Source organism: Alphaproteobacteria bacterium (assembly GCA_016124955.1).
GTDB lineage: Bacteria > Pseudomonadota > Alphaproteobacteria > UBA9219 > RFNS01 > RI-461.
On record WGMR01000008.1, the window covers coordinates 192,088 to 213,177 of the forward strand.

Annotated in this window: 19 protein-coding genes, 1 tRNA gene and 1 pseudogene; 9 read left to right on the plus strand and 12 right to left on the minus strand. The window is 57.5% G+C overall.

The genetic code is table 11. The features are described 5' to 3' along the window. Window positions 1–10 precede the first annotated feature (10 nt). From GC131_08535 to GC131_08550, 4 genes are all read right to left on the minus strand, one after another. Entirely contained in the window at window positions 11–355 is a 345-nt protein-coding gene (locus GC131_08535) for a hypothetical protein (GenBank protein MBI1274111.1), read from the minus strand. 50 nt (window positions 356–405) lie between these two features. Beyond that, a complete protein-coding gene (locus tag GC131_08540) occupies window positions 406–1,776 on the minus strand; it encodes a PleD family two-component system response regulator (protein ID MBI1274112.1) in 1,371 nt (456 codons plus the stop codon). Between the two features lie 18 nt (window positions 1,777–1,794). Then, window positions 1,795–2,187 (minus strand): response regulator, encoded by a 393-nt coding sequence (locus GC131_08545; GenBank protein MBI1274113.1) that lies wholly within the window; start codon window positions 2,185–2,187, stop codon window positions 1,795–1,797. Window positions 2,188–2,290: 103 nt separating this feature from the next. Further along, window positions 2,291–3,100, minus strand: coding sequence for a DUF1849 family protein (locus GC131_08550; GenBank protein ID MBI1274114.1), 810 nt, complete (start codon window positions 3,098–3,100; stop codon window positions 2,291–2,293). 309 nt (window positions 3,101–3,409) lie between these two features. On the opposite strand from GC131_08550, the gene GC131_08555 reads away from it, so the two are divergent. Continuing rightward, window positions 3,410–4,096, plus strand: coding sequence for a diguanylate cyclase (locus tag GC131_08555; protein ID MBI1274115.1), 687 nt, complete (start codon window positions 3,410–3,412; stop codon window positions 4,094–4,096). Window positions 4,097–4,116: 20 nt separating this feature from the next. Here the strand turns inward: GC131_08555 and aspS are convergent, their stop codons facing one another. Beyond that, window positions 4,117–5,925 (minus strand): aspartate--tRNA ligase, encoded by a 1,809-nt coding sequence (gene aspS, locus GC131_08560; protein MBI1274116.1) that lies wholly within the window; start codon window positions 5,923–5,925, stop codon window positions 4,117–4,119. 86 nt (window positions 5,926–6,011) lie between these two features. On the opposite strand from aspS, the gene rnd reads away from it, so the two are divergent. Beyond that, window positions 6,012–7,178: a ribonuclease D gene (rnd, locus tag GC131_08565; GenBank protein MBI1274117.1), complete on the plus strand. Its 1,167-nt coding sequence runs from the start codon at window positions 6,012–6,014 to the stop codon at window positions 7,176–7,178. On the opposite strand, the gene GC131_08570 is transcribed toward rnd, so the two are convergent. Beyond that, entirely contained in the window at window positions 7,150–8,244 is a 1,095-nt protein-coding gene (locus GC131_08570; protein MBI1274118.1) for a hypothetical protein, read from the minus strand. The two genes, rnd and GC131_08570, sit on opposite strands and share 29 nt — an antisense overlap. Before the next feature lie 1,233 nt (window positions 8,245–9,477). After that, window positions 9,478–9,576: pseudogene (locus tag GC131_08575) on the minus strand (energy transducer TonB). Between the two features lie 99 nt (window positions 9,577–9,675). Between GC131_08575 and GC131_08580 the strand changes: the two are divergent. Then, a complete protein-coding gene (locus GC131_08580) occupies window positions 9,676–11,457 on the plus strand; it encodes a hypothetical protein (GenBank protein MBI1274119.1) in 1,782 nt (593 codons plus the stop codon). Between the two features lie 57 nt (window positions 11,458–11,514). After that, the gene (locus GC131_08585; protein ID MBI1274120.1) at window positions 11,515–12,402 is read left to right on the plus strand and encodes a DUF1698 domain-containing protein; all 888 of its coding nucleotides are present in this window, start codon (window positions 11,515–11,517) and stop codon (window positions 12,400–12,402) included. Window positions 12,403–12,415: 13 nt separating this feature from the next. Here the strand turns inward: GC131_08585 and GC131_08590 are convergent, their stop codons facing one another. Further along, a complete protein-coding gene (locus GC131_08590; GenBank protein MBI1274121.1) occupies window positions 12,416–14,596 on the minus strand; it encodes an RNA degradosome polyphosphate kinase in 2,181 nt (726 codons plus the stop codon). A gap of 91 nt (window positions 14,597–14,687) precedes the next feature. On the opposite strand from GC131_08590, the gene GC131_08595 reads away from it, so the two are divergent. Then, window positions 14,688–15,206 carry a histidine phosphatase family protein gene (locus GC131_08595; protein ID MBI1274122.1) on the plus strand — a complete coding sequence of 173 codons (519 nt, stop codon included), beginning with the start codon at window positions 14,688–14,690 and terminating at the stop codon, window positions 15,204–15,206. Here the strand turns inward: GC131_08595 and GC131_08600 are convergent. Then, entirely contained in the window at window positions 15,203–15,592 is a 390-nt protein-coding gene (locus GC131_08600; protein MBI1274123.1) for a hypothetical protein, read from the minus strand. The genes GC131_08595 and GC131_08600 overlap by 4 nt on opposite strands. A 125-nt stretch (window positions 15,593–15,717) precedes the next feature. Here GC131_08600 and msrA point away from each other — a divergent pair, with 125 nt between their 5' ends. The 4 genes from msrA (at window position 15,718) to GC131_08620 (ending at window position 19,428) form a co-directional block, all read left to right on the plus strand. Next, on the plus strand, window positions 15,718–16,191 hold the full coding sequence (gene msrA / locus GC131_08605) for a peptide-methionine (S)-S-oxide reductase MsrA (GenBank protein MBI1274124.1): 474 nt from the start codon (window positions 15,718–15,720) through the stop codon (window positions 16,189–16,191). A gap of 7 nt (window positions 16,192–16,198) precedes the next feature. Beyond that, window positions 16,199–17,485, plus strand: coding sequence for a hypothetical protein (locus GC131_08610; protein MBI1274125.1), 1,287 nt, complete (start codon window positions 16,199–16,201; stop codon window positions 17,483–17,485). Window positions 17,486–17,774: 289 nt separating this feature from the next. Further along, complete coding sequence (locus tag GC131_08615) at window positions 17,775–18,908, plus strand: hypothetical protein (GenBank protein MBI1274126.1); 1,134 nt, start codon at window positions 17,775–17,777, stop codon at window positions 18,906–18,908. Further along, the gene (locus GC131_08620) at window positions 18,619–19,428 is read left to right on the plus strand and encodes a hypothetical protein (GenBank protein ID MBI1274127.1); all 810 of its coding nucleotides are present in this window, start codon (window positions 18,619–18,621) and stop codon (window positions 19,426–19,428) included. The genes GC131_08615 and GC131_08620 overlap by 290 nt, the downstream gene beginning before the upstream one ends. Here GC131_08620 and GC131_08625 read toward each other — a convergent pair. The 3 genes from GC131_08625 to GC131_08635 form a co-directional block, all read right to left on the minus strand. Then, window positions 19,412–19,768, minus strand: a complete 357-nt coding sequence (locus GC131_08625) for a hypothetical protein (protein MBI1274128.1) — start codon at window positions 19,766–19,768, stop codon at window positions 19,412–19,414. The two genes, GC131_08620 and GC131_08625, sit on opposite strands and share 17 nt — an antisense overlap. Before the next feature lie 551 nt (window positions 19,769–20,319). Beyond that, a complete protein-coding gene (locus tag GC131_08630) occupies window positions 20,320–20,817 on the minus strand; it encodes a hypothetical protein (protein MBI1274129.1) in 498 nt (165 codons plus the stop codon). A gap of 132 nt (window positions 20,818–20,949) precedes the next feature. Next, window positions 20,950–21,025, minus strand: a tRNA-Glu gene (locus tag GC131_08635). Between the last annotated feature and the right edge of the window lie 65 nt (window positions 21,026–21,090).

Sequence of the window (21,090 nt, forward strand, 5' to 3'; positions counted from 1 at the left end):
CGATGTGCAACTACTGATGATAGTGAAACAGCGGCTCCGCCGGGACAGGCAGCGGATTTCTGAAATTATGGAACAGCGGGCGATAGCCGGAAAAGACCGGCTGCACGGCGCCGTTGAACATATCTTGCGAAAGCGCGTAGCTGTCCAGCCCCGTGTTATCAAATACGTCGCCCGAAAGCTGCATGAAGTTCGTGCCCATATCCATGCCGACGAAAACATCCCCCATGGGGTTCGGGTTGGCCGGGTAACGGCCATAGGTATCGGCAAAGGTCACATCAACCGCCTGCGCCCCCGCATGCGAGGGCAGCAACAAAAACACGGCGGCAAAGAGCGCGGCAAGTCCGTGGCGCAGCATCAATCGCTTCCTGCAAAAGGCCTAAATAACATGACAGATAGATAACAATTTCAGGCTTCGGCCACAATAAGCCGGTTGCGCCCCGTTTGTTTGGCCTTATAGACGGCCTCGTCCGCGCGCGCCACCAGCGTGGCCTGGGTATCTTGATCGTCTTTTATATAGGCAAGCCCGATGCTGACGGTCACGTTTATGCTGCCCGCCGTTTCCGGCAATGTGACCGGCTGGTCGGCGATACGGGCGCGCAAACGGTCGGCGATGGCGCGTGCTGTCTGCAGATCGGTTTCGGGCAGGACCACGGCGAATTCCTCCCCGCCATAGCGGGCGACGAAATCGACGGCGCGCACGCCGTTGGTGACGCGCAGCACGACTTCCTTCAGCACCTCATCGCCGGCCTGATGGCCGTATTTGTCGTTGACGCTTTTGAAATGGTCGGCGTCCACAAGCAGAAGCGAAAGCGGCTTGTGCGTCGATTGGCAATGTTCGATCAGTTGCGGCAAATGGTGGTCGAGATAGCGGCGGTTGAATGCGCCGGTCAGCGGATCGGTCAGCGCCATAGACAGGCTGTTCTGGTAATTGCTTTTCAGCTTATCATAGCTTCGCTTATGGCGTAGCTGGGTGCGAACGCGCGCCGTAAGCTCGTTGACCTCGATCGGGCGCAGAAGGTAATCGTTGGCACCGAGATCAAGCCCCTTGGCTACTTTGCCGATATCGCTTTGATGCGCCAAAAGCAGAATGGGCACGTGGCGCGTGGTTTCCTGGCTGCGCAGTACGGGGCACAGGCGCAATCCGTCATCGGTATTCAGGTTCAGGCTGACGATCACAAGGTCGCAGGCGCCGTCGGCCGCCATTTGCTGCGCGGCGGCAACGTTCTGTACGCAGCGGGTGGTTGCGGGCAGATCGGCCAGCGTGTTGGTGATCAGGGTGTTATCGAGCTGGTCATCTTCGAGCAAAATGATGTTGGCATCGCTGATATCGAGTTCGCGCAGCGTTTCCTGCGTCACGCCCATTTGCTTCGATGTGCTTTCGCGCAAACGCCATTCGTCCATAATCAGCTTGAGGCGCAGCAAGGAGCGTACGCGCGCCAGCAATGCCATGTCGTTGATGGGTTTGCTGAGAAAATCAGCCGCGCCCGCTTCAAGGCCGCGTACGCGGTCCGCGTTATCGGTCAGCGCCGTCACCATCACGACGGGGATGTGGGACGTGACGGGGTTTTTCTGCAGGCTTTCGCAAACCTCGAACCCGTCCATTTCCGGCATCATGACATCGAGCAAGATGATATCGGGCGGGTCCTGCGCCGCGATATCGAGCGCTTCGCGCCCACCCGTGGCGGTGACCACGGTATAATATTCGCGCGTCAAGCGCGCAGCGAGCAGCTTGATGTTCAGCGGATTGTCGTCAACGATGAGGATGCGGCCGGACATGGGATATCAGGTTACCACTTATTCCAGGAACTGTTGTATGGTTTTAAGAAATTTATTCACGGAAATAGGCTTGGCGATATAACCTTCGCAACCGCCGGCGCGGATTTTTTCCTCGTCCCCCTTCATGGCGAAGGCGGTGACGGCGATGATGGGAATATGTTTCAGGCCTTGATCTTCCTTGAACCACTTGGTGACTTCAAGCCCCGAAACTTCCGGCAGCTGGATATCCATTAAAATAAGATCGGGAGTATGCGCGCGCGCGACCTTGAGCGCTTCCATGCCGTCACGCGTCTCCAGCGTGGCGTAGCCGTGGGCTTCGAGCAAATCGCGGAACAGCTTCATGTTGAGTTCGTTGTCCTCAACGATCAACACGAGCTTACGCTTACGGGTGGGCGTGGCCGTTTCTGCCATGGAACGCTCTGGGCATGACGAAAGAGAAGGGATGCGTACCTATAAGATCGCGATTTCCGGTTAATAAATGATTACGTATGCGCCCGCGCCTTAAGAAATGGGCCTAACAGCCGGGCCGGGCAAGGGGTTCAAGTTCGGACAGTGTGCCGGTCAGGACAAAATCGCCGTAATCGATGACCATGGAGGAAGCGACGCCGTTGGCCAGCAGGTGCATGTCCATTTCGTAATCGGGTTCGCCGGTTTCGCCATCGGGGCGGAAAAAGGCCATCCGGACCGGCCAGCTCGGCTGCTTCAGCAGTTCGTTCGATTTTAAATCCTTATCGGCCATGGCCGCGGCAGTGTCTTCGATCTTGGGGGAAATGAAGACGCTGGTTTCGATCATGCCTTCTTCGTCATTGCCGTCGAAGATCGTGCGTTTGAAGAAGCGGTTGCCTTCGTCGGCCGCGCGCAGAACCTCGAATGTGTGGGCGGAGGGAAACAGCGTGCCCGCCGGCAGTTTTATGCTGGTTTCCTTCGGCAGGTGATAGGTGGCCTCGCCGCCATCCTTACCGAGTTCCGCTTCGCCGCGCAAATTGGTGGTTTCCTGCCCGTTGCTGAGGCTGCGGGTGGCGAAGCGGTATCGCTTGCCGTTCTTGGCTTCCCATGTGGAGAAAGAAGAAACCCGGTCAACCACATCGCCTTCGGCGTAATAGAATTTGAGCTGGAGTTTCTGGTCGATGATCCATGCGTCGCACGCATCGGCCCATTCAAAAAACATCTTGCCTTCGACCCCGGCGACCGAGCTGCCGTTGCGGGCCGAAGCCATCTTCATATCGTAAATCGCGCGGTGCGGCGCGAAGCTGGCGACTGCCGCATGCGCGGGTGCGCCAAGGCAGGAAAGGGCAAGAACGGCAGGCAAAATGAATTTGAACACGCGGTGCCTCGGGCTTGGGTGGGCTGATAACGGCCTTCAGGATACCGTTACCGGGTTAACATACTTTCCCGGTAACTTCGACTTTGTTATGGCGGCCAGCAGCCAAAGGCGCGAAAAACCGCGAATCGGCGGGCGGCGGCAAAAAATGCCGCTGTGCCGGTTCTATGGTGTGCGGGGCGGAATCTTTTGACCCCCCGCGTGCGGCCAAAACAGGCATATTTTCTATATGAATCAATATATTGGACTTTGGCCCGGCTCTTGCAATGCAAGCAGCCAAGGAAGGTATTTTACACGGCGGGAGATTTTGAAATGAACAGATTGGCATCGCTTACGAACAAACCCACGGCACGCAGCAGCAAGCTGGCGGCACTGGCAGGCGGGTTGCTCGATACCCGGCTTTTGTCCAAATTCGACCCGGCCGCGCTCAACAACATCGACGAAGCGCGCGAAGTTCTGGTGCAGGCCGAACGCCTGATCGAAGAACAGCAAAAACGCATCAAGCAGCTTGAAAACCTCGCGCTGACCGACGAGCTGACAAGCCTCGTGAACCGCCGCGGGCTGATGAGCGAACTGAAGCGCGAGCTTGCGGTTGCTTCGCGCGACAAGGCCGGTAACGGCGTGCTCGTGCTTTGCGATCTCGACGGCTTCAAGAAAATCAACGACACCTACGGCCATCTTGCCGGCGATGCCTATCTGCAGGCGGTCGCGGCGACGCTTTCGCATGAAGTGCGCTCAAGCGACGTTGTGGCCCGTATCGGCGGCGACGAATTTGCCGTGCTGCTGACCCGCGTCGAGGCCGCCACCGGCCTTTTGCGCGCCACCAAGCTTGAACGCGCCTTCAACACGCGCATGATGCAGTGGCAGGGCCGCACACTGCCGCTTCGCGCCAGCTTCGGTTTTTCTGTCTATACCGGGACGGACGTGCCGGAAACGCTGCTCAGCTCGGCCGATCTGAAGCTTTATGCGCAAAAGACACGCGCAAAGGCGCTGCGGTAGAGAAAACTTGTTTCAAAAAATTATGAAGCTTTCTTCACCGGCGGCGGTTTGAGCTGGATGTGCAGCTCGCGCAGCCGTTCAACCGGGACGCTGTTGGGCGCCTGCATCATCAAATCTTCCGCCTGCTGGTTGAGCGGGAAGGCGATGATCTCGCGGATATTCGGTTCTTCCGCCAGCAGCATCACAATGCGGTCGATACCGGGCGCGGAACCGCCGTGCGGCGGCGCGCCGAGCTTGAGCGCGGAAAGCATGCCGCCGAAACGTTCCTCCAGATCCTCCCGGCTGTAACCGGCGATGCCGAAGGCCTTGTACATGATTTCGGGCACGTGGTTCCTGATCGCGCCCGAGGAAAGCTCTACGCCGTTGCAAACAATATCGTACTGATACGCCTTGACCGTGAGCGGATCCTGTTTTTCGAGCGCTTCGAGCCCGCCTTGCGGCATCGAAAACGGGTTGTGCGAAAAATCGATCTTCTTGCGGTCTTCGTCATATTCGAACATCGGGTAATCGACGATCCAGCAGAAGCGGAACGCGTTCTTTTCGACGATATCCATATCCTGCGCAATTCGGGTGCGCGCGGCGCCGGCCATTTTCACGGCCGCATCGGTTTTGTCGCACACGAAGAACACGGCGTCGCCGTCCTCGCAGCCGGTGATTTTGCGCAAATCCTGCTGCGCCGCTTCGGGCACGAACTTGGCGATGGGGCCCTTGCCCGCGCCGCCTTCGAACAGGATGTAGCCAAGCCCCGGCGCACCCAGGCCTTGCGCCCAGCTGTTCAGTTTGTCGAAGAAGCTGCGCGGCTGGCTCGCGACGCCGGGCGCGCGTATGGTGCGCACCACGCCGCCGGCATCGACGATGCCGCGGAAGGCACGGAATTCGACATCCGGGCGTTTGAAGACCTCGGTCGCATCGGTGATCAGCAGCGGGTTGCGTAAATCGGGCTTGTCGGAGCCGTATTTGAGCATCGCTTCATCGTACGGGATGCGCGGAAATGGCGCCTGTGTCACCTCCGGCTTCTTTTCGCGGCGGAAGCCGCCGAATTCGTCGAACACGCCGTGCATCACGGGCTCGACGGCCGCGAACACGTCTTCCTGCGTCACGAAGCTCATTTCCAGGTCGAGCTGGTAGAATTCGCCGGGGCTGCGGTCGGCGCGGCTGTCTTCGTCGCGGAAGCAGGGCGCGATCTGGAAGTAACGGTCATAGCCCGCGATCATCAGCAACTGCTTGAACTGCTGCGGGGCTTGCGGCAACGCATAGAACTTGCCGGGATGCAGGCGGCTTGGCACCAGGAAGTCGCGCGCGCCTTCGGGGCTCGAGCTGGTCAGGATGGGCGTCTGGAATTCGTGGAAACCCTGTTCGATCATGCGGCGGCGGATCGAGGCGATGACGTTGGAGCGCAGGATAAGATTTTCCTGCATCTTCTGGCGGCGCAGATCAAGGAAGCGGTAGCGCAGCCGCACTTCTTCGCCCGTATCGGCATCGGCATTCACCTGCATGGGCAGCGGTTCTGCCGCGCCCTGCACGTCGAACGCTTCGATATCCAGCTCGACCGCGCCGGTGGGCAGCTTGTCGTTCTGGGTTTCGTCGGGGCGCTTGACCACCTTGCCGGTGACCGTGACCACGCTTTCGTTTTTCACCGCCTCGACCTTCGGGAAAATCGTGCTTTCGCGGTCGATCACACACTGGGTCAGGCCGTAATGATCGCGCAGATCGACGAACACGAGGCTGCCATGGTCGCGCTTGCGGTGCACCCAGCCGGAAATGCGGACGGTCTCGCCGATATGGCTGGCGCGGAGCTGGCCGCAGTTATGGGTACGATATGGGTGCATCCGGTAACTCGTCATGCTAGGTTAAGCGCCAGAGAGCACTCGAAATGCCCCGTTTTGTCAAGAATATAGCCTGAAACCCCGCCAATATGACCCTCGTAACCGCCACTGAACAGCTTGCCGCCTTCTGCCAAAGCCTTAAGGGGGCGGATTTTGTCACCGTCGATACCGAATTCATGCGGGAACGGACCTATTGGCCCAAGGTCTGCCTGATCCAGCTTGGCGGGCCAGACGCCGCCGTGGCGGTGGACCCGCTGGCGGAGAGTATCGACCTTGCGCCGCTTCTGGGGCTGATGAACGACCCTTCCATCCTGAAGGTTTTTCATGCCGCCCGGCAGGATATCGAAATTTTCTATAACCTGACCGGCAAGGTGCCCGCGCCGCTGTTCGACAGCCAGATCGCGGCGATGGTTTGCGGGTTCGGCGAGGCCGCGAGCTATGAATCGCTTGCGGGCAAGCTTGCGGGCGCGCGGATCGACAAATCCAGCCGTTTCACCGATTGGGCCTACAGGCCGCTAAGCCAGAAGCAGATCGATTACGCGCTCGGCGACGTGACTCATCTGCGCGTGGTTTATGAAAAACTGCGCGAACAGCTTGCGGAAAACGGCCGCACCGAATGGGTGACCGAAGAAATGGCGCAGCTTTCCGACCCCGCCAAATACCGCATGGACCCGGAAACCGCGTGGCAGAGGCTGAAGCTCCGCAACGAAAAGCCGCGCGTGCGCGCGCTGGTGAAGGAGCTGGCGGCGTGGCGCGAGGCTGAGGCGCAGAAAATCAATGTGCCGCGCCAACGCGTGATCAGGGACGAAACATTGCTGGAAATCGCGCACCATGCACCGGCCACCACGGCCGACCTTGCGCGCACGCGCGGGCTTAGCCAGAATTTTGCCGAAGGGCGGCAGGGCAGGGAGCTGATGGCCGCGGTCGAACGCGCGCAGGCCGTGCCATCCGATCAATGCCCGCCGGGCGCGGGCAAGCGGGTTTTGCCTTCATGGATCGGGCCGACCGTTGATCTGCTCAAGGTCTTGCTCAAGCACGTATGCGAACAGCACGGCGTGGCGCCCAAACTGATTGCGACCACGGACGATCTTGAAGATATCGCGGCGAACGACAATGCGGACGTTCCCGCCCTGCACGGCTGGCGCCACGAAATGTTCGGGAAACTGGCGCTGCAGCTCAAGCACGGCGAACTGGCGCTCAAGCTCGAAAAGCGGGGCGTCGCGCTTGCTAAAGTTGGATCCGCAGAGCGGAATTAATATCCCTGCTCGGGATGATGGCGGCAGTTTTCATGTGCCTGCCCGATGAAACGGGCCTTTTGACGAAGGACGTTTGCTGTTCCGTCATCTTGCAGATGATGCCTTCGCGCAGGCCCAGTTTCGAGAAGGTTATGGTTTTCGCGCCGGTCAGCTTGATGAGCCGCAAAAGCGCGAGCGCGACGCCCGGTATGGCCTTGCCGCGGCGCGGGATCTTTTTGTTCATTTTTTTCGGATCGGTCGCCGCAAGCGTTTTCAGGAATTTTGCGAACGGCGCGCATGCGATCGTGTGGCCGTGCAGCTTGTCCTTTTTCTTCCGGGCAACAAGGTAAAGCTTGCCGATTTTGCGGAAAGTACCGCCGACGCACACAAGATGTTTGCGGTTGCGCCCGAGCCAGGCGATGCGGGCGTAATACTGGTCAATAATACGGGCGGTTTCCTTCGCGCCGCGGGTTTTCATGCTGTTGTGCAGCGCCAGCGCGCCAAGTGGCAGCGCCGCTACCTCCTGCGTGCCGCCGCCCTTGCGCAGCACGGCATTGAGGTTTGTGATCTGCATGCTGCCGCCGCCGGCATCGACCACGAGGCCGCGCGCCTTCGGCAACCCCAGATGCACGCCGCGCGCCGCCAGCACGCCTTCCGTCGTGGCGTTTAAAACACGGGCGTTCCAGCCGAATTGACGGGCAATGCCCTTGACAAAATCGCCGCCGTCAGACGCAAGCCGCACGGCTGCGGTCGCGACTACGATAACGTTGCAATCGGGGATTTCGCGGGCCTTCACTTGCCGCGCGAATTCCTTCAGCGTCGCGAGCGCCATGGATTTGCCGCGCTTCGGCAGCTTGTAGCTGCGCCCGGCCTTGGGGGCGACGATATCGAGCAACGAGCCCAGCTCGCAGAACTTCTTTTCGTTTAACTCAAGCACCGGCTTGCCGTTGTACCAGCGATAAACAACCATGCGCACGCTGTTGGAACCGATATCGATGATCGCAATGGGGCGGGTGAGATAGATTTCCTGATGGATGTTTTGCAGCGACGCCGGAGGTTCGGGGGGACGCAGGATGGTTTTCGCCATAGCGGGCCTTTCGTTGGTGCCCGATTCGGGCCGATTGTGCTTTGCACAAACTAGACCTTCGTATGCATGATGGCAATTATCCCAACAAGTTTTCCACCGTTTTTCGCCGCCTGTCACAGCCAGTTAAAACGGGTAACAAGTTGTTTTTGAAAAAAATGCACGTGCGCATGCAAGCATCGCTTCCACGGTTTCACTGGATGATGTAGAATGAACTCGAGAATCGTTGTGTTGGCCCGGAAGGTGCAAAATGCCTCGGCAACCGGTGTTAAAAGATTTCTCGGCCCAATCCTTACATATTCTGCCTGTTTTATTTGCCGTATCTTTGCTGGCGGCGCCCGCCTGCGCTTCCTCGCAGCCCGTTTTGTATGTCGGTGACAATGCCGGCGGGGTCGTGAACGGGGTGCAGGTTCTGGGCGCGACCACCGGCAATACGCCGTTAATCGCGCCGCTTGGTACCGATACGAATGTCGGGCTTATGCTGACAACGCAGGGCAGCGGCGTGCTTGCGTTGCAAACCGCCGGTAGCGGCAATGTCATCCTTGCGCCGGACAGCGGCGCTGTGGTTATCCCGGCATTCACGACTGCCGGCATTGTGTTGAATAGTTCATCCGGCGAATTATCGTCCGATACAGACCTTCCGGACGGAACGACGGCGACAACGCAAAGTGCCAGCGATAATTCAACCAAGCTTGCCACCACCGCCTATGTCGATGATGCCGTGAGTGGCGGCGGCGGGGCGATCAAGAGCGTCCATGTCCAGACCTTCACCAGCAGCGGCACCTATACGCCCACAACCGGCATGGCATATGCGATTGTGGAGGTTGTCGGCGGCGGCGGGGGTGGTTCGTCATCTGGACATGGCTCGATCGGCGGTACGGGCGGCGGATCCGGCGCATATTCCAGAAGTATCCTTACAGCGGCCACGATAGGCGCATCTCAAGCGGTCACTATTGGAAGCGGTGGTTCCGGCGGAGCAACAGGTAGCGCGGGTACGGGAGTCATTGGTAGTAATGGAGGCACCAGCAGTTTCGGGTCTTTGGTCACGGCGGGCGGCGGTTTTGGTGGAGCCGCAACAGGCTATTTCAGCGGGCAAAATGCTCCGTCGAATCCCGGCGCAGGAGGCAATACGGGAACGGCCGATTTTGCAACTACCGGCAACCCCGGGATGCCAGGATTTGGCATGGCCGGTTGGGGGGCTGGTAACTTTGGACCTGGCGGCAATGGCGGCCCTTCTTATTTTGGTGGCAGTGGCAACGGTGGCGGATTTGGCGGCGGCACAGGAGGGACAGGTAGTAAAGGCGGCGGTGGCGGCGGTTCAGGTCCAGGAAATGGTGGCTTTTATGCCGGTGCTGCCGGCGGCAGCGGCATCGTCATCGTCACGGAATACTGCACGCAATGAGCCGGGTTGAGAGTCATATCAGGAGGTACACCATGAGGAAGGACCGGAGCTGTCTAACTTTCGCTGTGCTGGCGCTGGCCTTCATGCCTGCTGCTGCCCACGCTAACTCTGCCGATTTTTCCGGTGCGGTCGCAATTGGCACCGGCTATGCGGGGGCGGTTGCGGCGCCGACGGACGGGCTGATTGTGGAAGGCGATGTCGGGATCGGCACAAGCACTGTTTCCCATACGCTTGAGCTGAACGGAACCTTCAATGCCGCAGGCGCAACGACACTCGGCAGCACTTTGGATGTTACCGGGGCGGCAACATTGAGCAGTACGCTTGGCGTTACAGGCGCCACAACGCTCAGCGACACGTTGGCCGTAACCGGGGCGACGACGCTGGGCGATACGCTCGGCATTACCGGCGCGGTGACTCTTTCGGACCTCAATGCCGCAGGCGTGGTGACGACGGACGCTTCGGGCGTGCTTGCGACCAACGCGACCCTTCCGGCCGGGCAATTCCCCGCTCTGACGGGCGATGTCACCACGGCGGGCGGCGTGCTCGCCACCACTGTGGCCGCCATACAGGGCGAAACGGTTAGCGGCACGACCGGCACTACGAGCGTCGTGTTTTCGGGCTCACCCACGATTGCGACACCGACGATTACGACCTCGGCCACCGTGCCGCTGGTGATCGGCGGCACGGGCGCAGCTTCCACGCTGACGCTTGAGAGCACCTCCGGCACCGGCACTTCCGACGCCATCATCTTCAACACCGGCAGCCAGGTGGAAGCGATGCGGATTACGACTGACGGGGCCATAGGGATTGGCACTGCTGCGCCGCTTGCCGGCGCGGCGCTCGATGTAAACGGGGTTGCGAATATTACATCCCTGAAGCTGAACCAAAACCCTGCGCCACACGCGCCGGGCGGCAGGCTTACGCTTTCCAGCAATACGCCTGTGATGATCGCGGACGTAAACGCCGCGACGACGATTTATTACGCCGCTTTTGTGGGGGACCTTGTGCCGATTTATGACGGCACAAACTGGTCGGAATATGCGCTTGGCGGGCAAATCTCGCTGGCGCTCGATAGCGATTCCGGCCACACCGGCTATCAGCAATCGGGTAAGCTGTTTGATCTTGTCATCCGCAACAATTCCGGCAGCGCGCAGCTTTGCACCGGCCCGGCCTGGAGCAGCGATACCGCGCGCGCCAGTGCAATCGTCATGCAAAATGGCATATGGACCAATTCGGGCAGCTGGACGGCGAAGTGCGATACAACATCATCGACCTACACTTGTTCGGCGAACCAGTGCACCTATGTGGGCACTATGTATGCGACGGCGAACGGGCAGACGCAGATGAATATGTTTCCCGGCCAAGCTGCTGGCGGGACGAACAACATTGTTGGCCTTTACAATGCATACAATCGTGTAAGGCTTGTTTCGGTGGAAAGAGATAGTACCGCCAACTATAGCTACACGACAGGCGCATGGAGGGCATGCAACAATTCCACCAGCAACCGGATCACGTTTGTTGATGGTTTAGGGCAAAGCATTATTGTCGCGCCTATGCAAGGAAATCTTACGGTAGGAACTTCGGGATTTGCCATGCAATCTGCACTTGATGCTACATCGCCCAATGGCTCCGGTTATCAGCCGGCAACGAACTTTACGCCCTCTTCAGGAACCGTACTCTTTTCGGGGGCGACAACGGCGTATTATGTGCCCGTTCTGGGGCTGCATTTTGTGCAGTGTATCGAATACGGCGGCATTAACGATACTTTCAGGCCGCCTTTCAGATATATGCTTGCAATAGAAATGGACAATTAAAAGTTTTTTGCAATATGATAAATCCCGATTCGTATTTTATTTAGAAAGGTTTCTCACGTGCATCCAAGGCAATATGATCAAGAAGCTGCCGAGCGTGCAAAGGCGTTGCGCGCAGCCTACGATAGTGATCCCGAGGGGATTAAGGGCGAGATCAAAAAGGAAGTATCAAAATACCACTTTTATCATGATATCGAAATTGTCCCTGGCGTTAGAACGGATTGTTTTCCGCACGCACACACTCTTGTTAACCCTATCATGGAAGTCAGCAAGCAGCTTGATTTCAAGGGCAAACGTGTACTCGATATTGGGTGCCGTGATGGTGCCATGGCTCTTTATGCGGAATCGATGGGGGCAAGCGAGGTCTATGGCATCGATAACGATTGCTCCATGGGTTTGATGAACTTTGTTATTCCCTTCAAAAACTCATCTATTAAGTTGATTGAGTGCAATCTTAACGAACTGGACCGACATGATCTCGGGCAGTTCGACATTATTTTCTTTTGTGGTGTCTTGTACCATTTGCAATCCCCGTTTTGGGGGCTGCGGCAGGTTGCGCAATCCATGCGTGAAGGGGGAACTGTAATACTTGAAACCTCGATTCTTGATGTATTTCATGATTTTCCGATTGTTGCATACCTTACCTACGAAACGTCTCCCTATGAGGCAACTAGTCCAACTTTCTATAACCTTGCAGGGTTGCGCCGCGCTGTTGGTTTATTTGGATTCGAGGAGTATGGGCAATCAACAAGATGGAAAGATAAACCCGTCGATGCAGGAAAATACTTTCCTGAGTTTGCTAAACACAATGATCAACTCTCCAAGATAGATGTGTACCGTCAAACAACCCTTTTTAAAAAGGTGGAAACGGCGAAGCTAAAAGGGCTGGAAGGCTATTTTGAAGGCCTGCATAGTATGCACAGCAAGGGAAAAGACAGGTGGAATTAGATCGCCTTATCTTCTAGCCCAGTCTATCCCGATTAAAAATAAGCTGCGGGGGCATGCTTTTTGCCTCGTCCGCGCTGCCCCGGCCCGAAAGGGAGGGGTTGTTCATAAAATAATCATGGGCGCAGAAGCCGGTGCCATCATCGGCCGCCCTTGTATAACTGCCATCCGGTTCCAGAAGCCAGCTTTGCCGTCTGTCGTTGAGGTTGGCGACCATAATCTGTTCCAGAACTTGCTGTTTCACGGTTGCGTTTTCGATCGGCACCAGCGTTTCGATGCGGCGATCGAGGTTGCGCGGCATCCAGTCAGCCGACGAAATAAAAACCTTGGCTTCCGCCGAAGGCAGGCCTTGCCCGTTGCCGAAGCAGACGACGCGGCTGTGTTCAAGGAAGCGGCCGACGATGCTTTTTACCCTTATATTTTCGGAAAGGCCGGCAACGCCGGGGCGCAGGCAGCATGCGCCGCGCACCACAAGGTCTATCTGCACGCCGGCGCATGAAGCTTCGTAAAGCCTGTCGATAATGGCCGGATCAACCAGCGCGTTCATTTTGGCCCAGATTTGCCCGGCACGGCCCGCGCGGGCGTGGGCGATTTCATCCGCGATCAATTGTTCCAGCGTTTGCCGCAGCCCGGTGGGAGATATGATCAGCTTCCCGAGGCCCTGCGGCGTGGCATAGCCGGTCATGTAGTTGAAGATATGCACGGTGTCTTCGCAGATTACCGGGTCGCACGAGAAGTAGGAAAGATCGGTATAGATCTTGGCGTTGGTCGGGTGGTAATTGCCGGTGCCGAGATGGACGTAGGAACGCAGGCCTTCGCCTTCGCGCCGGACCACGAGCGATATCTTGGAATGGGTTTTTAGATCGACGAATCCGAACATGACCTGCGCGCCCGCGCGCTCCAGATCGCGCGCCCAGCGTATGTTGGCTTCTTCGTCGAAGCGGGCCTTGAGCTCGACCATCACGATCACGCTCTTGCCCGCTTCCGCCGCTTCGATCAGCGCTTTGACGATGGGCGAATCCTTGCTGGTGCGGTACAGCGTTTGCTTGATGGCCACTACGTTCGGGTCGCGCGCCGCCTGCCGCAGAAATTGCACCACCACATCGAAACTTTCATACGGGTGGTGGACGATGATATCCTTGGCGCGGATCGCGGCGAAACAATCGCCGCTGTGTTCGCGGATGCGTTCGGGAAAGCGTTCCTTGAAGACCGGGAACAGCAAATCGGGCCTGTCGGGTGTGATGATCTTGTTGACATCGGCCAGGCGGATGGTACCGCTGTTGACCACCATGCGTTCGGGCGGCACATCAAGTTCGTCGCACAGAAATTCGCGCAGCTCGGCCGGCATGGTGGAAGCGACCGCAAGCCTGATCACGCGCCCGCGATAGCGCCGCTTCAGCGCGGTTTCGTAATGGCGCACAAGATCATCGGTATCTTCGTCGAACTGGATCTCGCTGTTGCGCAGCACGCGGAAAGCGCCGTGGCTCAGCACTTCGAACTGCGGGAATAGCTGATCGAGGAAGCACATGGCGGCGTGCTCGAGCAGCACGAAACGGATGGTTGCCTCGCCGTCATGCTGCGGCAGGCGGATGAAGCGTTCGAGCTGCATCGGGAGCGGTATCAGCGCCATCATCTTTTCGCGCGCCGCCGGGTCGAACAGATGCAGCGCCAGCGCCACGCCGGAATTGGGAATGAAGGGGAAGGGGTGCGCCGGATCGACCGCGACCGGCGTCAGCAGCGGCAAAATATTGCTTTTGAAATGCTGCAACAGCCAATCGTGGTCAGCGAGCGAAAGATCTTCCGGCTCCACGATCAGGATATCGTTACGCGCCAGCGCGCGCTGCAACCCGTGCCACGTGACCTGCATATCCTGTATCAGCGCGCGCGTCAGTTCGTTGGCCATAGCCAGAAGCTGCGCCGCCGTTTTGCCGTCGTCGGTGCGCAGCGGCACCTTGGCTTCCATCTGCGCTTCAATTCCCGCCGTGCGCACGATGGTGAATTCATCAAGGTTGCTGGCGGCGATGCTGAGGAAGCGCACCCGCTCAAGCAGGGGGTGCCGTTCGTTCATCGCTTCTTCAAGCACGCGCCGGTTGAAAGCCAGCCACGATTGCTCGCGGTTGATAAAGCGTTCCGGCGCGTCATGGCTTATCGCCCGTTCCGGCGCTGCTGAGGGTGGGGTTGCTGGGCTGTCTGGCATGGGCAAGGATGGGCTATCAATGTTCCTGTCTATATATTAGAACATAAGCAACGTTAAAAAATGTATAGCAATGATATCAGGTGGTTAACATATGCTTCGTCTTGCGTTGCTGCGCCATGCCAAGGCCGCCCCGGAACAGCCGGGCGGCGACGATTTTTCCCGCCCGCTGCACGAACGGGGTGAAAGCGAAGCGCCGATGGTCCGTTATTGGCTGCGGCAGCGAAAGATCAGGTTCGATCTCGCGCTCTGTTCACCCGCAAAACGCACAACCATGACGGCCGATATTGTTTTGCCCGGCGTCGCGGGCAAGCGTATCGAACTGCAGACGCTCTATCACTGCTCGATCAACGATATTCTCGCCGCCCTGATGGTCAATGCCGCGGAAGCGGAATCGGTTGTTATTGTCGGGCATAACCCGGTGATGGCCGACATGGCGCACTGGCTTGTCGGGCATGGCGATATGGAGCAGCGCGCGCGCCTTGTCGGCGGCTACCCGCCGGGCAGCATCATGATCGCCGACCTGCCGGTGGATACATGGAAGGATGTAAGGCAGGGTTGCGGCACGCTGGTGCATTTCGTGCGGCCCAAGGATATCGCACAGGGCAGCTAACGCAATTCGTTGCGCCGGGCCCAGTATGTGCCGACATCCTTGCCGATTTCAGCGCCGCAAGCGATTGCCCAGAAAACCAGTGCTGCTCCCGCGCCTGCGGGCCCGGAATATGCAACCATATTGGCGATGCCCGCGAGAATAAAAAATCCGCGCCGCGCGTTATCGAGCGCAGACAGTTTTCCGAATTCAAGAACTGTTTTAGTGAAGAAGGTCGTGGCAAGCGCAAACACGATGAGGCTGGGTATGGCAAAGGGGCTGAAAGTTGCCGCCGCGGCAGCGCCGAACAACCCGGTTATTTCGCCGCCCATGCCGACAATAGCGGCGCCGGAACCATAACCAATGGCTGCAAATATTTTTTCACGCCCGTTTGGCGCCGCGCCGTTCATAACATTATTCCTTGTTATATGCTCGAAAAATGAATTGCGTATTTTATAGACATGTACGATATTTTGCCAATCTTGTAATGCTGACATTGTAATATGTGCCCGTTTATCAGGATAAAGAAGCAGCTATGACAGAACAAGCCATGTTCGGTGCGGGGTGTTTCTGGGGCGTTGAGTCTGCGTTCGCAAAGCAGCCGGGTGTTCTGGAAACCGCGGTCGGCTATAGCGGGGGCCAGACCGAACGGCCGACCTATGAAGATGTGTGCAACCATGGCACCGGCCATGCCGAAGTAGTGCATGTGCGGTTCGATCCGCAGCAGATAGCCTATGAAGCCTTGGTGGAATTTTTCTTCACCATGCACAACCCGACGCAGCTGAACAGGCAAGGCCCGGATGTGGGCGATCAGTACCGTTCCGCCATCTTTTTCTATTCACCGGAACAGGAGCGTATCGCGCGCGCGATCACGCAACGCGCAGAGCAATCGGGCCGGTTCAAGCAGCCGGTCGTTACGGTGATCGAACCTGCGCCGGCTTTCTGGCGGGCCGAGGAATACCACCAGAAATATTTTGATAAACGCGGCGGCGGAAGCTGTCATATATAGCCCTGTCATGATTTCAAAAACCACACTGGCCTACAAAATGCCGCTGCTTGCTTTGGCGTTTCTGGGCGCCTCGTGCTTGCCGCTGTTTTTTCCTTCGGTGCAGGCGTCAAGCGGCGTGTTCTATGCCATGGCAGGCGGCAATATCCTGCTGGCTTTGTCGCTTGGCGCTATTTTTCTACGCAACCGGGCGTTGTTGCGGCAAGGTTTTGCCGGGCTAGGCTTCAAGATGGTGCACCTTGTGCAAGTGATAGTGCATCTGTCGATATACGCTTACTGGGGCTATTATTACGCAGGCGTGATCGATCAGGCGCCCTTGATCGTCTGCCAGATTCTTTTCGGCTACCTGATACATATGGCGGTTTCACTGGCGCGGTCCGGGCGCTTTACGCTCGATCTTTCCGTGCTGCCTATTGTTTTCAGCATCAACTTCTTTGTCTGGTTCAAGAACGATTTTTTCTGGGCGCAGCTGCTGATGGTGGCGGGCGCGGTGCTCGGCAAGGCGTTTATCACAAGGGTTATGGGCGGGCGGAAAGCGCATATCTTCAACCCTTCGGCGCTCGCTATGGCGGTCGTGATCTGGGGTGCCATCGCATTCGAATATTTGTATGCGCTCCACACCATTACGATCGTCGCTTCGTTTGAAATTATTCCGCATTTCTTCACGTATATCTTTATCGTCGGCGCCGTTTCGCTTTTCGCGGCGCGCGTGGCGCTTGTGGCATTTGGCGCGTTCGCGACATTGATTGCGACAAATGCCCTGAGCCTTGTCTTAACGGATGTGCCGCTGATGCCGAGCCTTGTGCACCCGAACATATTCCTCGCTTTGACCTTGTTGATTACCGACCCAGCGACGGCCCCGAAAACCAAAATCGGCCAGCTGCTGTTCGGGATAAGCTATGGGCTTTCGGTCATCTTCGCCTATGCGCTGCTTTCGTGGATGGGGAAGCCGACCTTGTTCGATAAAATCATATTTGTGCCGGTGCTCAATTACCTTGCGCCCTGTTTCGACAGGATAAGGCTGCCAATCAGGGCGCGGGTGGACGGCGCGTCGCCGGCGATGGCTGCGTTGTTCCTTGCTTTTTATACCGCGTTTTTCTTTTCCCAGAACGATACTCTTGAGCGCCAGCTCTATCATGGTCCGCATTTGTTGCGTGAGCTTGGCGGCAGGCAGGTGTTGCCGGAAGACTATGAAGAACTGGGAATGAAGATTTTTGACCAAAAATTGCTTATACAATTGCAAGAAAAGCATCTTCGGCTTTGCCGCGAAGGGATAAAGTCTCCTGCCTGTTTCTGAAGGGCGCGTGGCATATTGCCCGCAACAAGGGTGCGTAATATAATTACAAAATCATGAAGCTGCTCAGACGCAACAGATTCGTCCCCACCCTTACGGCCATGGCCCTGCTTTTGCAGGTCATGCTGCCTTTCTTCGCGACCTATCAGGTGCCCGCGCGGGCGAACACCGGGTCTCTGACGTCGCTCTATGGCGAAAAGATCCTTATCTGCACCGGCAATGGCCTGCGTTTTGTCAACCTTCAGGATCTTCTGAACGGCAAGGCCAAGCAGCAGCCCGACAAAAAATATAAATGCCCGCTTTGCTATGTGGCGGTGCATGGCAAATGCGTCGGCACGGCGCCCGCGCTTGCTGCGTTGGCGCCGCCCGAAGCCCCCGCGACCACGATTTACCCCGCCGCCCGCACACCAGTTGCGCGCGATCTTGCCTGGCAGCGGTTGCGCACACGCTCCCCGCCCGCTGCGGTCACGGCCTGAAGACCGGCGGGCGCGGCGCGCCCGCTCCAACCATACATTCCAAAGGAAGACCCATGCGAAACATGTTGTTCGCAGGCGCATGCGCGCTTGCAATCCTGCCGGCCATGGCCGCGCAGGCCCACACTGATACCGCCGCCGTCCCTCGTCCGAATGCCCATGCCCCCATCGGCGTGATGGGCGATCATTTGCATAAAAAGGGCGAATGGATGGCCGGTTATCATTACCGGCGCACCAGCATGAAAGGGCTGCGCGACGGCACCGAAAGCGTTTCCGACGCCAGTGTGCTCGCTACCTACGGCGAAACGCCGCTCGATATGGTGATGGACATGCATATGTTCGAGCTGATGTATGGCGTGACGGACGATCTGACGCTGATGGTCATGCCGCAATTTATGCAAATGAGCATGCTGCACAAATCGCACGGCATGCATGCGCATATGCACGAGCATGAAATCAGCGGTTTCGGCGATACCGAGCTGACGGCGCTTTATAGTGTCTGGCGCAGCGAAGGCGGCGGCGCCAGCCACCGTTTTCATTTGAACGGAGGTGTAAGCTTGCCAACCGGTTCGGCGGGTGAAACTTTCACCAACCATCACGCCATGACATACCGCATGCCTTATAACATGCAGCTTGGCAGCGGCACGTTCGACCCTATTCTCGGTGCGACCTATACGGGCGAAGCCGGGAATTGGTCATGGGGCGCGCAGACGCTTAATTATCTGCGCTTCGGCCGCAACGGGCAGGGTTACCGGCAAGGCAACCGCTATACCGGAAGCTTGTGGGGCGCGCGGGCCGTCGCCGATTGGCTCACTTGCGGTGACTCCAGAAGGGGCAGCTCTGGCTTACAGAAGGCTGACGGAGAGGTTTTACGAGAAATATGGCGATTACGTCAGCCCGCATCTTCTCATGTATGCACAGCCTTTAATCCAGCATGTGCAGAATCTGAATAATACCGATGCCTGGGTTGCTTTGCTATCGGATGGATTTAAGAAACTTGTGCAGGGCGGCGCTCAAATTGTCTGGATGCCCGCTAATACCTCGCACCTTGTCATGGACCGCGTAGATACCGGCAAGGCAACCTTCATCAATATGGTCGATAGCGCCGTCAATCACTTGCAGCACACCAAAGGTAAGCCACTGGTGCTAGGCACCACTTTATCCATGTCGGACAGGTTGTATTTTAAAGATAAGGAAAGGCTCCACCATTGCATCAAGCCCAACGACCAAGAGCAGGAGAAGATCAACACTATCATTATCAAGGAGATGGTACTCGGAAAGCTGTCACCGAAGAGCAAAGATTATATCAAACGCCTTGTCGCCAACTATAAGGCGAATAATGCAGTTACTTCTGTTTTCTTTGCCTGCACTGAATTACCGTGTTTTTTTAATAGTCAGGATTTTGGGTTGCTTGTTGATGATTGTGTCGAGGCTGTGGTCAATCAAATTGTTTCTATTAAGCCGCTAACCTGACTTCATTCCTCAAAACATTCACCCCCGGCACCATTTGCTTATTGCCGAACAGGCGCGGAGCGGCACCTACAACGGCAAGGGCATCTAGCATCGGCTGATCATTCAGCACATACATATGCGCATCGGGCATGGCATAACCAAATGCGCTCTGGCGACTGTCCGAGCTGGTGACGACTTCGCCGCCACAGACCCCATACAAAGCCGCATAAGCTTCTCGCCGTGAACCTAGAAGCGGAATACTTGGACTTGAGGCACTTACCGGCATGCGCTGACTTCCCCAACCTCTGTCCTCAACTTCCTGCTTTATGGCCAGCAGCAGCGAAGACACCGCGCTGTTCAAGATAGCCGGAACTGCCCGCGCTCTGACAGGAGGATACAATGGATTATATCAGACAGGATTTTGCGGTCTAGCCGGAACCACAGTATAGGCGGGACGGGTGAGATAATTATCTTTGTATTAGGAGAGCCAGGTTTGGCAAATCCCCCCCCCCGCAGAGCAAAAGACCAAAGACATTGTAGGAAATAATACCTTCCCGCGAGGACGCAGAAAGCGGTTTCCACCGCCGTGATGCCGCGTAAGAACTCGGCGCGGCGGCTTGCTGCGCCCTGCGCCACCTGAAGGCGGCTTGGGCTTCCGTGGCCGTGTGCGGCCACAAAAAGATTGCCAGCGGGCGTGAGTGATTCCGTCGAGAGATAGTCTCGGCGTTTGACGCCTCTTTCTGCGGAGAGAGGCGTTTTTTTATTTCAGCCCAGCACTTATCAACCAACCATAGGAGGACAGCCCATGAGTGAGTCGCCATCGCCAGAACAGCAGTTTGTCATCAATCTTGTATTCAAGCCCAAGGAACCTGGCCTCAGATTGCGCCCCGCCGAAACACAGTTGCTTTTGGCTTACATGGGTGAGATTCTGAGAGAGATCGAGGAAGAAGAACGGTTGATTATCGCGGAAGAAAAAGCCGCCGAAGAACGGGAGGGTACCCGGTCGATAAGCTGGAAAGCCTCGTCATGGAGGCGTTCAGGCACAAGGTCTATACGCCCGAATATATCCGTGACGTGATCGACACCTACCGCAAACACATGAACCGCCACGGCGGCGAGGATCGGCAGCGCGCCAAGAAACTTGAAACCGAGTTGAAGGAAATCGAACAGGCCGAAAGCAAGCTGTTCGAGGCCGTTGAAAAAGGAGTCCTCGCACTGGACGACCGCCTGAAAATTCGGGTGCAGCAGCACGGGATGCGCCGCGAGGCGATCACAGCGGAACTGGCGACCCTGCAACGCAAGCACCAGACCCCGCTGCAAACGCTCACGCCGCAGAAGATCAAGGCCGTGGCGCGTACCATCAATAAACGCTTTACCGCATCGACGCCCTTCAGCCGCGCCTACCTTCAAGCCACGCTCAGCGAAATCAGCATCCAGGGCGATTTCCTGAAACTGCGCGGGGAGAATAAAACCATGGCCAACCTCGTAGCGGCCAATGGCGCTATTGAGGTCGAAAACGCGGTACTCAGATTCATACCTGGGTGGCGTCCCCTACGGGATTCGAACCCGTGTCACCACCGTGAAAGGGTGGTGTCCTAGGCCTCTAGACGAAGGGGACGAGGCACGCGCGGCGGGGGGCTTGCCCCGGCGCGAAGGGTAAGAGAGTTAAACGGTTGCCCGCCG